Annotated in this window: 12 protein-coding genes; 10 read left to right on the top strand and 2 right to left on the bottom strand. The window is 27.7% G+C overall.

The window, feature by feature from the left end:
• The first annotated feature begins 28 nt into the window (after window positions 1-28).
• Genes ACTTAW_RS02580 through ACTTAW_RS02570 form a run of 3 tightly spaced genes read left to right on the top strand, consistent with a single transcriptional unit; the run spans window position 29 to window position 3029 of the window.
• A complete protein-coding gene (locus ACTTAW_RS02580) occupies window positions 29-541 on the top strand; it encodes an STAS domain-containing protein (protein ID WP_440651004.1) in 513 nt (170 codons plus the stop codon).
• Window positions 542-1297 carry a prepilin peptidase gene (locus tag ACTTAW_RS02575; protein ID WP_440651003.1) on the top strand — a complete coding sequence of 252 codons (756 nt, stop codon included), beginning with the start codon at window positions 542-544 and terminating at the stop codon, window positions 1295-1297.
• Window positions 1298-1331: 34 nt separating this feature from the next.
• Window positions 1332-3029, top strand: coding sequence for a tetratricopeptide repeat protein (locus tag ACTTAW_RS02570; RefSeq protein WP_440651002.1), 1698 nt, complete (start codon window positions 1332-1334; stop codon window positions 3027-3029).
• Here ACTTAW_RS02570 and ACTTAW_RS02565 read toward each other — a convergent pair.
• Complete coding sequence (locus tag ACTTAW_RS02565) at window positions 3026-4084, bottom strand: putative zinc-binding metallopeptidase (RefSeq protein WP_440651001.1); 1059 nt, start codon at window positions 4082-4084, stop codon at window positions 3026-3028. The genes ACTTAW_RS02570 and ACTTAW_RS02565 overlap by 4 nt on opposite strands.
• A complete protein-coding gene (locus ACTTAW_RS02560; protein WP_440651000.1) occupies window positions 4084-4716 on the bottom strand; it encodes a hypothetical protein in 633 nt (210 codons plus the stop codon). Before ACTTAW_RS02560 ends, ACTTAW_RS02565 begins: the two co-directional genes overlap by 1 nt.
• Window positions 4717-4761: 45 nt before the next feature.
• Between ACTTAW_RS02560 and ACTTAW_RS02555 the strand changes: the two genes are divergently transcribed.
• The 7 genes from ACTTAW_RS02555 to ACTTAW_RS02525 all read left to right on the top strand — a co-directional run bounded on the left by ACTTAW_RS02555 (window position 4762) and on the right by ACTTAW_RS02525 (window position 15888).
• Window positions 4762-5598, top strand: a complete 837-nt coding sequence (locus ACTTAW_RS02555; RefSeq protein WP_440650999.1) for an AAA family ATPase — start codon at window positions 4762-4764, stop codon at window positions 5596-5598.
• Between the two features lie 99 nt (window positions 5599-5697).
• Window positions 5698-6645 (top strand): LysR family transcriptional regulator, encoded by a 948-nt coding sequence (locus tag ACTTAW_RS02550; RefSeq protein ID WP_440650998.1) that lies wholly within the window; start codon window positions 5698-5700, stop codon window positions 6643-6645.
• Window positions 6636-8669, top strand: a complete 2034-nt coding sequence (locus ACTTAW_RS02545) for a CHASE2 domain-containing protein (protein ID WP_440650997.1) — start codon at window positions 6636-6638, stop codon at window positions 8667-8669. Before ACTTAW_RS02550 ends, ACTTAW_RS02545 begins: the two co-directional genes overlap by 10 nt.
• Window positions 8662-10284 carry a hypothetical protein gene (locus ACTTAW_RS02540; protein ID WP_440650996.1) on the top strand — a complete coding sequence of 541 codons (1623 nt, stop codon included), beginning with the start codon at window positions 8662-8664 and terminating at the stop codon, window positions 10282-10284. The genes ACTTAW_RS02545 and ACTTAW_RS02540 overlap by 8 nt, the downstream gene beginning before the upstream one ends.
• Window positions 10281-11762 (top strand): FecR domain-containing protein, encoded by a 1482-nt coding sequence (locus tag ACTTAW_RS02535; RefSeq protein ID WP_440650995.1) that lies wholly within the window; start codon window positions 10281-10283, stop codon window positions 11760-11762. The genes ACTTAW_RS02540 and ACTTAW_RS02535 overlap by 4 nt, the downstream gene beginning before the upstream one ends.
• Before the next feature lie 53 nt (window positions 11763-11815).
• Window positions 11816-13237: a tetratricopeptide repeat protein gene (locus tag ACTTAW_RS02530; RefSeq protein ID WP_440650994.1), complete on the top strand. Its 1422-nt coding sequence runs from the start codon at window positions 11816-11818 to the stop codon at window positions 13235-13237.
• Window positions 13237-15888 (top strand): FecR domain-containing protein, encoded by a 2652-nt coding sequence (locus tag ACTTAW_RS02525; protein WP_440650993.1) that lies wholly within the window; start codon window positions 13237-13239, stop codon window positions 15886-15888. The genes ACTTAW_RS02530 and ACTTAW_RS02525 overlap by 1 nt, the downstream gene beginning before the upstream one ends.
• The last annotated feature ends 2 nt before the right edge of the window (window positions 15889-15890 follow it).

Genomic DNA, 15890 nt, shown 5'->3' with positions numbered 1-15890 from the left:
TTAAAACTAATAATATAAAAAAATACATATGTCTATTGAACAAAAAATTAATGGAAATATAGGAAAATTGTTCGTTGATGGTGAAGTTGATTTAGATAGCTCTCCAGAACTAAGAGATAACATTAAAGACTTAATTGATAATGTGAAGACGATTGAGGTGCAACTCTCAAAAGTGAGCTATATTGATTCTTCTGGTATAGCTGCATTAGTAGAAGGTATGCAACTTTCAAAAAGTAAATCTAAAGAATTTTTTCTAACAGACGTTAGTAATGAAGTGATTAAAGTTATCAAATTAGCTCACTTAGATAAAATTTTTCAAATTAAAAATGTAACAGGTACAAATGCAGCTGAAATAAGTACAGAGCCAGAAACCATTCAAGAACCTGAGCCACAAGCAAGTGAAAATGTTGACCTTGCTCCTAGTGAAGAACCTCAGCAACAATATGATAATGAAGAAACAGAAAACAAGGAAACTGAGGAAACAAATCCTAGCATCAAAAGAGATGATGACGATGGAGATAAAATAAAATTTAAAAGATAAGTGCTTTCCTTATCACTGTTTATTATTGGATCTATTTTTGGTAGTTTTTATAATGTATGTATATATAGACTTCCTAATGATTTAGATATCATTTCAAAACGATCATTTTGTACTTCTTGTAAATATAAAATACCTTTTTATCTAAATGTTCCAGTCATTTCTTACATCATAAATCTTGGTAAATGTAAAAATTGCAAAAGCAAAATTAATATCAGCTATCTTGTAGTCGAAATTTTAACAGCAATTTTATTTGTCTATGCTTACAGTTTGTACGGACTGAATGTTAAAACTTTAGCATTCATTATTTTTTATTCAGGATTATTAATAATTTTTTTTACTGACTTAAAATATTATTTAATACTTGATAAAATTACCATTCCATTATCAGTTCTTGGTCTGATTTTTACTTTTTTTAAGCATAATCCTTTTGATGTTAATATATTTAGTTCTATTATTGGTGGGGTAATTGGTTATTTAATTATTTATATTATTAGATTTTTATTCTTTAAAGTCAGAAAGGTTGAAGGCATGGGTTTAGGAGATGCCAAATTATTTCTAATGGTTGGTATTTGGCTTGGAGTAAAATCAATTTACTTAATCTTAGCAAGCTCAGCAATCACTGGGGCAATAATTGGTTCATTGATCATTTATTTTTACAAAAAAGATAAAAATTTTCAAATTCCTTATGGATGCTTTATTGTCATAGCTTCTGCATTGTATCCATATCTAGGATCGGTCTTTTATAATTTGATTTAAAGATATATTGTTAGGTAACTGATTCGTTTTAAAAATGAATAAATCTCTAGTTGCTCAAAATATTAAAAAAAATTATCAATTATTAGATAATAGACAATACGGTCTTGCTGAGCAAAATGCATGCAATCTTTTAAAACACGATCCTAACAATCATGAAATTTATAATTTAATTGGAGATATTCATTATAAACAAAATAACTTTGATAAATCAATTTGGTATTATTTTTCTTCACTAGATAGAAATTTTGATCGTAAAGCACTAAATAGATTGGGTACAAATATTTTTTTATTAAATAATAACTCTGCTGCAGAAAAAGTTTTAACAAATCTTTTGGCTCATGACCCTACTTATATAGATGGTTATTTAAGTTTAGGGCTAGTCTATGAACAAAGTAAAAAGTTAGAAAAAGCGATTGAGTGTTACAAAGCTGCCATTAAAATAGATCCCCAAGAAATAAAGGCATACTTAAGTCTTTCAACTTTATACAAACAAGAACAAAAATACGATGAAGCCATAAAAGTTTATCAACAAGGTCTGATAAACAATCCAAGTAATCATTTTATTCTAAGTAACCTTGGAAACTTATTCTATCTACAGCATAAATATGAAGATGCTATAATCTGTCACCAAAGAGCAATTAAAGCTAAACCAGATTCACACGTAGTACATTTTAATTTTGCAAATACCTTACTAAATGCTGGAAAATATTCTGAAGCAATTGAAATGTATAGAAAAACAATTGAGCTCAATCCAAACTTTAATAAATCAAAAATTAATTTAGGTACTACTCTTTTATCAATGTCAAATTTTGAAGAAGGTTTCAAAGAATATAATCATAGAATATATGAAGATAAAAATTTTAAATCAGTACTTCATAAAAAAAATTTAATTTGGAATGGTCAAAATATTGAGAATAAAAAAATTCTAATTATTGCTGAAAGTGGGTTGGGTAATACTTTGCAATTTTCAAGATACCTTGAAACATTAAGTCAGCTTAATTGTAAAATTATATTTCAGTGTCAGGAAGAACTGCATCATTTCTTTGAGGATATGGTTTTTATAGAAGAAATTATTAGTAGTGAAAGTGAATATGATGATTATGATTATTGGATACCATTGCAAAATTTAATTTATTTACTTACACCGGATCTTAATAGCAATTGTCCTTTTCCATCATCCATCAAAATTAATGACAACAAACTTCTAGAATGGGAAACGCTGATAGAAGTTAATAATAATGTAAAAATTGGTTTAAACTGGCAAGGTAGTAGTTTAAATCCTAGAGTTGCTAATAATTCAGTTTCTCTTAACAATTTTAAAAACATTGTAAAAAATCCATCAGCTACATTCATAAATCTTCAAAAAGGTTCGGCTGTATCTGAAATTGAAAAATTTAATTTGGAGGAAAATATTGTTAATTATGATTTGCTGATGGATGGTGGTTCAAAAAAATTCATCGATACTGCTGCGATAATAAAATATTTAGATCTCGTTATAACAACTGATACTTCAATTGCTCATTTAGCAGGAACACTTGGTACTCAAACTTGGTTATTGCTTCCCAAAATTTCTGATTGGAGATGGTTAAATTCTAAAGATGAAACTATTTGGTACGATAATTTTAGAATTTACAGACAAAAAGTCCAAGGAGACTGGTCAGATGTCTTTTCAAAAGTTGAAAAAGATTGCCAAGAATTAATTAAAAATATTAGCGAATTAAGAAAAACTTAATTTAAATTTTTCCAAAAATTTTTATTTATTTCTTTTGAAATGCTTTTTAGCCTAGAGATCATTAATTTTGATTTCTTTAACAATATTTCGTCTTTAGCTATAGCTCTTTTAAATTCTTTATGTTGAGCAATCATGAATGCATATAATTCTGCTTTATCTTCTGCAGAATTATTTCTAGCATAACCTGAGATAAATCCTTCTACCGAGGTATCTATTCCAATACCTCCTGTTATTAAATCATTAGAATAATCCACTTTGTTTATTTTTTCCCAAGTTTCATCTAATTGCATTAATGATAATTTTGAATCTATAATGTGATAGAATTCGTGATGGAACAAAAGTCTAATATAATTTTTTTTTTCTTTTAAGTCTTTAATTTCATTAACGACTGACAAATTTAAATAAAAAACTCCTGGCGATTGATCAACATGTCCTGGCGCCAAACCACCTGGTTCAAATCCTAATGATTTGTCAGTTATTTTTTCACAAATCATTACATATTTTAAACCTGAGTTTTGTAAAAAAGATTCTGGATAGATACTTATTTCTTTTATTAGATTATTGGTAATATCCTCATAATTAGACTTTACTTGTCCACAAAAAAAATCTTTTTTGTTTTTAAAATTTTCTGTACTAATCAAAAAATCTATTCCTTTTGAAGAATAAACTTTTTTTGATTTAATATACTCACCTAAAACCTTTAAGCTCAATTTTGAGTTAATATATTTTGCATATCTGTTATATTTTAAATTTCTCTCTAGTGTTCTAAATCGAACTAGGCAATCAATTCCACCGTCTTTTTTGCAACTTTCTAATGCTTGTTTGTCTAATTGATTTTGAGGTAAAGATCCCCACATCGTATATAATCTACCTGAAACGGACTCAACTACACTGCCTCTAAATTTTTTATTGGTTTTTCTATTTTCTTCTATTTTAGAAATGTATTTTTTTACAAATTCTACTCTTTCCTTATAAGCTTTTTTTACATCCGTGGTTATGCTTCCGGCATATAGATTATTTGGAAATAATAAAAAAAATATAACCAAAAATCTCATTAAACATTTTTGAAAAACTTTATACTAAAACTTGATTTAATATCTCTAAATTGTTCAGAATAACAAGATGCAAATATTTCTAAACTATTTTTTTGAGGGGCATCTGTTAAAACAAAGTTTAACGAATTATCATTAGGTTCCTTTTCTGTTAAATCAAAACTATTAAAATAATCTTTCCATAAAGAAATTTTATCTTTGCAACTATTTAAGTCTCCTTGTTTTTCATTATTAAAAACAATTATTGAATAAACTTGATTTTGAGAATTCGTATAAAAAAAATAATTGTTAAAATGATTTGATAATTTTTTTGGCTCTACTACAAAACAATTACCATCTACTAAACTTTTTTCACACTCTCCAATTATTTTTAGTTGATCTTTATTGAGTTCCGCTAAAAAAAATTGATTAAATATTTGATCTAGACGGTTTTTTGGAAGTAAAACGTCAGTATTTTTTGGTTTTAATAATTCTGTAAGACTTGAGATATCCAAACCTTCTTGCTCTTCAGTTTTTTTATCAAACATATCTTCTGGTTTATTTTCTTCTTGTCCAGGTAAATCACCTGACTCACCTGAAATTGCATTAAAATTAGTTAAAAATAGCAATAAAAATATTTGAATAAATAGTTTCATTTATTTAAGAGTGTATAATAATTAACTATTATTAAACATAAATCAATGAGTGAAGTAAATCTATCAACTATTCAAGAAATTAATAAACTTCCAGGTTTAAAAAAAGTAAAAGATGAGGTCAAAAAACTTGTTGCTTACCTTCAAAGTTCTAAAGAAAGAAAAGAAAAAGGACTTGAAGGAGGTCCATCTTTAACTCTTCATTTAATTTTTTCTGGAAACCCTGGGACTGGTAAAACAACAGTTGCTAGATTTCTTGCAGAAATTTACAGAGAACTAGGATTAATACATGGTGGTAAACTAATTGAAGTTACAAGAAGCGATTTAGTTGTTGCAGAAAAAGGAAAAACAGCCGAAAGAGCTGCAGATAAATTCAACCAAGCAATAGATAATGTGTTGTTTATTGATGAAGCTTATACCTTGATCAACAAGAAAGATCCAAATGATTATGGTCAAGAAGCTATAGATGAATTGCTAAAATACATGGAAGATTATAGGGATAGACTGATAGTAATTGTTGCCGGTTATAAAAAAAATATGCAAAATTTTATAAATAGTAATGCTGGTTTAGTATCGAGATTTAAAAGAGAAATAATTTTTGATGACTATAATGAGTTAGAGCTTTATCAAATTTTTTACAAAATGTGTAGAGAGAACAGCTATGTAGTAGCAAACGATGCAAGCAATTCAATTAAAAACGCTTGTAAAAAAATAATTGAGGTTACTGGTGAGAGATATTCAAATGCGAGAGATTTAAGAAGATTTTTTGAAGACTGTATTCAAAATCAATCAGTTAGACTAGCTGAAAAAAATAATAAAACAAAATTAGATTTAATGATGATTAAAAAAGAAGACATAGAAAATACAATTGGAGACTTTAAATAGGAAAATTGACTATTTTAAATATTTATAAAAAAAATCACTGTTAAAATTAAAAAAATTATATATTAAAATAATTTTTATATATAAAAATTATATAATATTATGTCCAATCAAGATTTTTTAAACCCTAAATTTTTAAGGTACTTTATAACAGTATCTGACAAAGGTAGCATTCTATCTGCTAGCACAGAGTTAAATGTTGCTCAACCATCTATAACAAGAGCGATAAAAATTATAGAAAATAGATTAAAAAAAAAATTATTTACTAGAACAAAAAAAGGCGTCTTATTAACTAAAGAAGGAGAAATTTTTTATCTAAATGCAAAGTCAATACTATCTTTTAATGATAAAGTCATAGAAAATATAAAATCATTAGAAATTGAGGAAAAAACTAAAATAGTAAATCAAATTACTTTTGGAATCCCTGCTACCTTATCATACTCACATAAAGAAAATATTCTTTGGTTATTAAAAAAAAATAATTCAAATATTAGAATTAAAGTTGTTGAGGATGATAGTTTTGAAATGATTAACTTAATAAAACAAAATAAAATTGACTTTGCTATTACTTGTATAGATACACAAGATAAAAAGATTTTAAAATCAAATCTTTATTCTGATCCATTCTGTGTAGCATTTTATAAAGGTCATAAGTTTCAAAACCTAAAAGAAATAAATATTGAAATGATAAGAAAAGAGAAAAATTATATATTTCGAAATACATGTGAATTCTTTTTTTATGACTATTTAGAAAAAAAGGGTGTGGTTCCAGGTTATTCCGAGGTTCAAAAAAATATTAAGATTAGGAAAGAAAATAGTAATGATAGAGATATCATATTTACTAATAGTGATACTACAGCTTCAGCATGTGTAAAAAGCGGATTGGGGGTAGCTATAATTCCTGAAAGTGTTGCAGTAGATCACAAATTACTTTTTAAAAAATTAAGCAAACCCTCAATTAATAGGGAGATTTTTTTCATACAAAATAAACAAAACAAAAAAACAATCAATACTTCTGATGAATCTCTTAAAAATGCTTTATGGTTATAAATAAAATTTTCAGTTCGATTTCAAATTTAAAAAAATATTTAGGATTGATTATATTAATTCTTTTAATTTTCTTTAAAATTCAAGACAGTAGCTTTGTCAAAAGAGTTGAAAATATTTCTTATGATATTTACCAATCTATATTTCAAGAAGAAACAGAATTTAATGATGTGATAATAGTTGATGTTGATGAAAAAAGTATAAACGATATAGGTCAGTTTCCTTGGAGAAGAGATGTTTTTGCAAATTTAATTTATAAACTAAGTGATCTTAATGCATCAGTTATTTCGTTTGACTTTTTTTTTAGTGAAGCGGACAAACAAAATCCAATTCGAGTTTTTGAGGAGTTCAATATTGAGAAAGATAATATTTTAGACTCTGATAAATTATTTATAGAAGCAATCAAAAGCTCAAATATAATTCTTCCAGTTTTAGGGGATATTTCCAAGATTAATAAATTAAACAACTCTAAACCAAAAATGAACTTGATAACTAGAGGAATGGATCCTGAACAATATCTTTACAAGTTTAAAAACAAAATTACCTCATTAGAACAAATGAACAATGAAGCTAAGGGTATTGGAAACATTTCATACTTAGACAATGATGATGGAGTTTTGAGATCTTTGCCAATGTTATTAAAAATCAATAATGATGTATGGCCATCTTTAAGCTTAGAATCTTTAAGACTTTTTCATAATCATAAGAGCATTTTAGTGAAATCAAGCAATAACGGTATAGAACAAATAAAAACCAGAAAATACTCAATAAATACAGATCCAAACTCGATAGTTTTTATAAATTACAAAAAATTTAAAAAAAATAATTATGTTTCTGCAGTTGATGTACTAAATGATAAAATTTCAAATGATAAAATAAAAAATAAAATAATTTTAATTGGAAGTTCAGCTCAAGGTTTATTTGATTTTGTTAAAATACCAAACGGTGAAGTAATACCTGGAGTAGAAACCCATGCACATGCAATAGAAAATATAGTAAACGATGATTTTATAATAAAAAATTTATTAACTGATATAATTGAAAATATTGTTTTACTAACTTCTTTGATTTTAGTTTTAATAATTCCGAGAAAAGTTAATCCAAAATTTAGTATACTATTTTTTATAGGAGTTGTTTTAACTCTTATGTCAACGAGCTTAATATTATATCAATTTAATTATTTTGTAGACGTCCTTTATACAATAATGGGTTCTAGTTTGTTGTTTCTTTTAACCCTATATTTTAGATATCTTCAAGAAAATGAAATTGCAATTGCTAACGAAAAAAAACAAATAATTTTAAAGAAAGAGAGAGAAATAGCAGGAGAAGTTCAGAAAAAATTATTTCCCAATACATTTGAAAATCAAAATATTCTTTGTGCAAAAAATGTCCCTGCAAGAGACGTCTCTGGAGATTATTATGATTACATCAAAATTTCAGATAATGAGTTTTACTTTACTTTAGCAGATGTCTCTGGAAAAGGTGTTAAAGCAGGAATATTAATGGCAAGTGCAGCAGCAGTATTTAGATCCATGGCAAAACTTGAAAAATCTGTTTCAACAATAGCAAGATATGTAAATAACCAAGTTGCTGAGTCTTCATATCAAGGAATGTTTATTACTGCAGTGATAGGAAGATATAAAATAAATGAAAAAAAAATTGAATATATAAATCTAGGTCATGAACCAATAATGGTCTATGATAATAATTTTAAGTTTGAGTATTACAAATCTACCCTCCCTCCCCTTGGAATTATGAAAATGGACAATGATGATTTTTTTCAAACTAGTGAAATAGAGTTGAATAATAAAAACTTATTGATCTATACAGATGGTGTTACTGAAGGATACTTGGAGAATAACAAAGAGCTAGAGGCAAAAGGAGTTGAAAATGAAATTGTTAACAATAAATTTAGATCGCCATCAAAAATTATTAACCATTTAAGCAGTATATTAACTAAAAGAAGTGAGCCTTTAAGAGATGATATTACGTGTTTAATAATTTCTGGATTCTCTAAACATGACTAAAAAAATATTTTCTATCCTAATTTTAATTTTTTCAGCAACAAACGTATATGCTGAATTATTTTTAAGTGAAATTTTAAATAAACCAAGTGACTTAAAACAAGCATTAAAATTTGTTGATCAAGAGCAGGATAGAAAAATTAATGAGGCTATTTATGTTTTAGAAATATTAAATGAAAATTATACTAAAGAATTAGAAATCAAGATTAGACTATATTACCTTTATGAAAAAAATAATGACGAATTGTCTGCAAAAAAAATACTCAATGAGCTCAAAGAATTTAAAAATATACCTCAAGATATTCAAGATAAAATAAACAAAATTTATACTGTAGAGAGTAAATCTGAAACAATAGATCAAATAGTTATGGCTAATGAAAAATCAGGTGGCATAAAGTATTCTGAAATACTTAACAACCCAACAGATTTAAAATTAAATTTAAAATTTGCAAAGCAACAAGAGAATTTAGGAAACTACAAGACTGTTATAGCTACTTTAGAGAGATTATCCGATCTTTACTCTGAAAATATTGATCTAAAGTTATATTTGTTATCAATATCATTAAAAATAGACTCTAAAGAAAGGACAAAAGCAATAATTGAAGATATTCAAAAAAGTGAAAAATTAACTGCTGATATTAGAGAAAAATTAAATTCATTAATTAAATCCTTAGAAAATCAAAAAAAACCAAAAAATGAAAATGAATGGGTTAAATATGTTGATTTTGGTTTCAATCATTTTGAAGAAGACAACGTGAATACTGTTTCAAACTCAAAAACTTTATTCATTAGTGACACTATTAGTAATTATGCCGCAAACACAATATATGATGACACATATAATGAGTTTTTTGTAAGAAGCGGAGCATTTAAAAAACTTTCTGATACTTCAAATTTAAGTTTAAGCTTAAGTAAAAATATAACTGAACAAAATAAAGATAAAAATAAGGAAAATGATCTTGATAGCTTGTTTGTCAATTATAATAAACAATTTGAAAGAAACTATACTTCAGGATATTTCTCAATAAATAACAATAAATTTGTTAATGATGCTGAGAATGTCATTTACAATATGACATTAGAAAATAGATACTTAACTAAACCAAATCAAAATTTTTTAATATCCTCTAACCTGGGTGTCACAGATTATAGGACTGACTCAACATTCGCTTCCGCTGATAATAAAAATAATTCATATTATGGAATATCAACAGGTTACGAATATTTTTTTGAAGATAAAAGTAATATTAAATTTAAGTTAGGTTTTAATGAATATAATGCTAGGCTAGATTCTTATGGATATGAAAATAACTATTATAAAATCTCTACCTCCGGTGAAATTGGATTTTTAAATTATACATTATCACATTCTAAAAACTCAAATAAATATGATAAAGCAGACACTTTTGTGAAAAGTGACAAAATTAGAGATGATAATATAACAACAAACAGTTTGGTTCTTAATGGAAATTTACAAAAATTTTTAAATTATGATTATTTGAATAATGTTTATTATAATATTTCTTATTCTGATATAAGTTCCCAATCAAATATTTTAAATTATGATTATGACAAGGAAATAATCAAATTTGGATTGACTAAAAGGCAAATGTTTTGAAAAAAATCTTTATTATTTTTGTTACTCTATTTTTAGCAAATAATTTATTTGCTGAGGAAAAAGTTATAGGAGCAATTTCACTTTCAATTGGAAAAATAACAAATCAAAAAGGACAAATTCTTCAAGCAGGAGACAAAGTATATTTTGGTGATGAAATTATATCTAATGGTAAATCAAAATCACAAATAATTTTTTTAGATGAAACAGTTTTAACTTTAGGTGAAAGTACCTCAATTACAATTGATGAATTTGTATTTGACCCCAATACTTTAGATGGAAATTTTTTAACTACTTTAAATAAAGGAAGTGTTAAAGTTTTAAGTGGTTTAATTAACCAAAAAAATCCAGAAAACTTAGAAGTAAAAACGGCTGCAGGAACTATTGGTTCTAGAGGAACTGAATTTCAAACTATAGTTGATGAGGAGGAAAATGCTCAAGTTTTACTTATTGGACCAGGTGAGGGTAATACTTTGGGATTAAGGCCAGGTGCAGTTGAAGTCTTTAATGAGCTTGGAAGTGTAATACTTGATACTCCTTTTTCTTTCACAGAATTAACTTTTAATCAAATTCCAACGCCACCTGTAGAAATTACACAACAGCAACTTCAGCAATTTCAAGACGCTATTGATATACAAGCAAATCTAGACGCTCAAAGTTTTGAAAATGCTATTAAAGAAGGATTGTTTGACGACCAACAAATAACAGGAAATGAAATAATAGGAGAGCTGATAACAGATGCTCTAAACTTAAGTGATGGAGGATTAACATTTGATCAAATAGCTGATGTATTGGGTGTGGACATTACTCAACTTGTCGGTGAAGATTTGCAAGCAGAATTTGAAAATGAAACTAAAGAAAATCAAATTGCAATGGCAAATGCAGAAGGAGGTGACGGCCTTGCTTATATTTTACGTTATGGTGGTACAAATTTAGGTGATACAAATTATGGAGACTTTCAAGGTATCACTTCAGGAACTTATACTTACACTGGAAACAATATCAATATGGCAGCAACAAAAGGAACGGGTTCAGGAACTTTTAGTGGTGTAACAACTGTTAATTTTGCATCACAAACAATCAATAACACATATTCAGGAACTTTAAGTTTAGATGGAAATGCAAATGTAGATTTTAGTTATTCTTTTACAACTGATTATTCAAATGGGACAGCTACAACATCTATGTGGGGAACAAATAACGGAATATTTAGTATTGATAATTCTAATGGCACCACAGCCTCTACAACTAAATCAGGTGAAAGAGGTTTTGATCCATCAAATTTTACTTCTGCAGCAGGAAATTATTATGCTGATGCTGCGACAGACTTTTTTAATGTTCAAATGAATGGATCACCAAACCCTTCAACAGGTTCTGTCGCTACAATTGCTCTTAATGTTACAGACTACAATGATGATGCAAGTGATACAGAAAATACAATAGATGGTCAAAGAACTGGAATTATGCCATCTAGGAATTAATATATAATAAAAATTATATTTAAATTTAATTAATAAAAATTAAGGTCTGTATTTTGAACTTTGAGTTTTTCATAAAAAAAAATTTTTTAAAAATTATAATTATACTTTTTGTATCTTTATTTGCTCATAATGTTAAAGCAGAAGTTAAGTATAAAGAAATTTTAAACAATCCAACTGATTTAAAATTAAATTTAAAATATGCAAGAGAACAGGAAAAACTTGGTAATTTTAAAAATGTAATTGCAACTTTAGAAAGATTAACTGCTTTATATCCAGAAAATATTGATCTTAAATTATATCTCTTATCGATTGCGGTTAAGACAGACAGTACAGAAAAAGTTTTGAGACTTGTAAATGAAATAAGACAATCAGATGAAATAGATGAAAATACAAAAAGAAGAGTAGCTCAAGTTTTTGATGATATTAATAAAAAGAAAATTAATGAAACAAAAAAAGAAGCAATGCAACAAGCTAGAGATGTTGTAAACAAGGCTGAGCAAAAAAGAAAAGATCAAGCTCAAATTTCAGAATCAAATTGGATTTTTTATCAAGATTTTGGATGGAAAACCGCACTACATACAAATGTAGGAAGTATTTCTAATTCCCAAACAAAATATTCTTCTGGAGCAATTGTAGATATGACTGGAGTCAAAGGTGATAATATTGAAATAATTAATTATTTGTTAGGTGCAACTTATCAAATAAATAATAACTCAAATTTAAACCTATCTATTGGAACTTCAAGCTCGGAACAAAATAGAGGTACTTCAGACGAAAATGATACAAATTCATTTTCAGCTAGTTACAGTAATTTTTCTGAAAAAAATGTATTCAATGGATCTCTTTCTCTTACAGATACTAATACAAGAAGAGCTGCTGACAGTATTTCAAGAAATTTTAATTTGAATAACAATTATAATATTTATGGTAACCATAAAATTCTTTCTGGTTTAGTTTTGACTGAGACAAGAGGAAATCAAAATTCTTCAAATGCATCTAAAAGACAGTCGAATACATTTAAAGCAGGTTTGAACGTTGGATATCAATATCTTTTTAGCGATAAACAATCTTTAACTTTAAAATATGCGTTTAATGAAACTGAAGCAATTGCCGATTACAACGGACTAACAGATGACTCTTTAACAATTTCTTACTCACATAACTTGCCAATTGGAAGTTTTGGAATAAATTATTCAAAAACTGACAAAGAATACAATCAAATAGATAGTTTCATTCATCCATCAATTATTAGAAATGACAATGTAGAAAACTATTCTATTTCTTTGAATGGGAGTTTGGGTCAACTTTTTAATTCAACTAAATTTATTAAAACTTCTCAAAAAATAAAAGAAAATTTAAATTCATTCAGTTATAGCTTGTCTTTGTCTGAAACTAACAACAATAGTAACTGGCTTCAAAACGATTATGAAAAGAAAACTTTTAATTTCGGTCTAACAAAAAGAATATATTTTTAATGAAAAAAACATATAAAATCTTTTCAATGAAGTTAATTTTATCTCTAACCTTATTAATTTTATTTAGTATTTCGTCATCCTTCGCTAAAGAAATTGGAATTATTGGTTTTGTAGTTGGTGATGCATTTAATCAAGATGGAAAAAAATTAAATGTTGGAGACTCTGTTTATTTTGGAGACACTTTAGTCACTAAAAATGGAGGAAAATCTCAAATTTTATTCATAGATCAAACTGTGATGACTATTGGGTCTGGAACTGAGTTGACTATTGATGAATTTATTTTCGATCCAGAAACTACCGACGGTAAACTACTTTCAACAATAAAATCAGGTAGTGTAAAAATATTAACTGGAAAAATTACTGAAAAAAACCCTGAAAATTTAATAGTTGAAACCCCAGCAGGGACAATAGGATCTAGAGGAACTGAATTCAAAGCTTCAGTAGATGCAAATACCTCAAAAAGTAAAATATTACTAATTGGACCAGGACCTAAAAATTCACTTGGATTAAGACCTGGGGCTGTTGAAGTTTCTAATGCTGCTGGAACAGTTCTTTTAGATAAACCTTATTTATTTACGGAAGTAAATCAAAATACTCCTCCAAGACAACCAGTAATAGTTTCACAAAATGAATTAAAAAAATTCCAAGAGCTTGAAATAGAGCCAGAAATAGAAGTAACAGAAAATGAAAATACAGAGGAAGTTTTAGTTGCACAAAACGAAGATGAACAAAATGAAGAAGTTAAACAAATTATTCAAGATGAAATTTTTGGAGAAGATGAAGAGTTAAGTGATCTTGTTGTAGACACTTTAGTTACAGCATTGTCTAAAGATGATGGAGGTATCACCGCTCAATTACTTGGAAAATCTTTTTTGAATAGTGGAAAAAATATACCAAGATCCCTGATTCCAGAAGATGTAAAAAATCAGTTACCAGAGGGTCTGAATATTAATTCTCCAGAGGCAGATGATTTTTTTGCAAACGAATTACAAAATGAACTTGAGAAAGTCATGCTAATTTCAGCAAGGATAGAAAATGTAGATTTTGTTCCAACTGAATTAAATCAATTTAGCGCAGGACTAAATGACATTAAAGTACCCGTCGTTAATGACCAGACTGGTGATGTTGTATTTTTAGAAATGGGAGATATTGACTTGAAACCTCAGTTTGCAAACATTGCTAATAATGGAGGTATTGTTGAAAATTTTATACCTGAGCAAATAATCTTAAGAGGTCAAAACGAAATAGCAATTGATCTTGAAAGAGGTCAAATTTTTGAACAGCAAATTGATCCTCAAATGGAGGAATTAAATCAAAGGTTTGAGACAGCACTAATATCTGGTGCCTCTCCAGAGGAATTAGATCAAATTATTTTTGAAATGGATAATGTAATATCTGAAGTTAATCAATCTGCAGAAGTATTTAGTTTAGCATCAATTGAAAGCCAATTATCAAATGAAATTAGATTAGATGTTTTTACTAATGAAGAATTTAATCAGACAAAAGAAAGTTTTATATTTAATACAGACGATTATGCACAAAATTGGACAAACGCAGCTGATGAAGGATTGGTTCCAATTTTTCAATTAGATGGAAGTGTAACTTTTGTTGAAGAAGATCAAGCAGATCTTGCTTGGAAAGAAGTGGATCAACAATATGAACAACAGTTTGCTGAACAATTTCCTGAAATTTATGAAGCAGAAAAAAAAGCAGAGGAATTAGCGCAAAAAGCAGATCAAGAAGCAAATTTATTATATTCAAGAGTAGATCAGGCTATTGAAGATGGGGCTTCAGAAGAAGAAATAAATCAACTTTATTCAGAGATTGATAGTCAGTTAAATGAGATATATTCAGAAGTAGATGCTGCTTTTCAAGAAGTTGCACTAGCTGAAATAAAAACTGAAGTTATTGAAATTGGTGCAAATGAAATTATAGCTGAAAGTAGAGTTGAAGAAGATCTGTTGGCAGAGGAGAAAACAGAAGAAACCGAAACCATCTTTGATTTATCTTTAAGAGGTTATCTAGATCTTGCTTATGGAGACGAAATTGAACTCATCGATAGATCTATAATTGAAACTGATAGTTATAGTATAGGCACAACAACTTATTCTGACTTAAACACTAAATCTAGTGGTACAGAAACATTTACTGGAACAAGTACTACACTTTATGTAGATACTGCAGGAGGAGATGCGGCAAGCGCTGTAGATAGTCCTGGTGATACTGCTGGATCATTTGTTCCTACTCACACAATTAATTATAGCTCAAGGACTATAAATCAAGGTATTGTTGCTAGTGATGTCCAAATAGGAAGTGCGGCAGCTAGAGATTTTACTATTGATAAAGATATCACTTATAACTCTACCTCTTCAGGAAATGCTACACCAGCGTCATCTTTTGAAGTAGATATGAGCGGTAATGTTTCTGATATAAATTCTTCCTTGACGGGTGATATAAGCAAAACCTTACCTGCAAGTGGTTATGATGATGGTGGTAGTGTAAATTATTTTGTAACTGTTGAATCTAATTTTGAAAATTTATCAGGAAAATCTTTTGCAGACTCGGTTTCAACTACTGTAACTGTTCAAACAAAAGATGCTGATGGAACTACAAATCAAATATCTGGATCTTCAACAACTGGAAGAGATTAGAT

Origin of the sequence: Candidatus Pelagibacter sp. HIMB1495 (genome assembly GCF_052047955.1) — a bacterium.
Taxonomy (GTDB): domain Bacteria; phylum Pseudomonadota; class Alphaproteobacteria; order Pelagibacterales; family Pelagibacteraceae; genus Pelagibacter.
The sequence above is the reverse complement of the archived record's forward strand: the minus strand, read 5'-3'. Positions and strand labels throughout refer to the sequence as shown.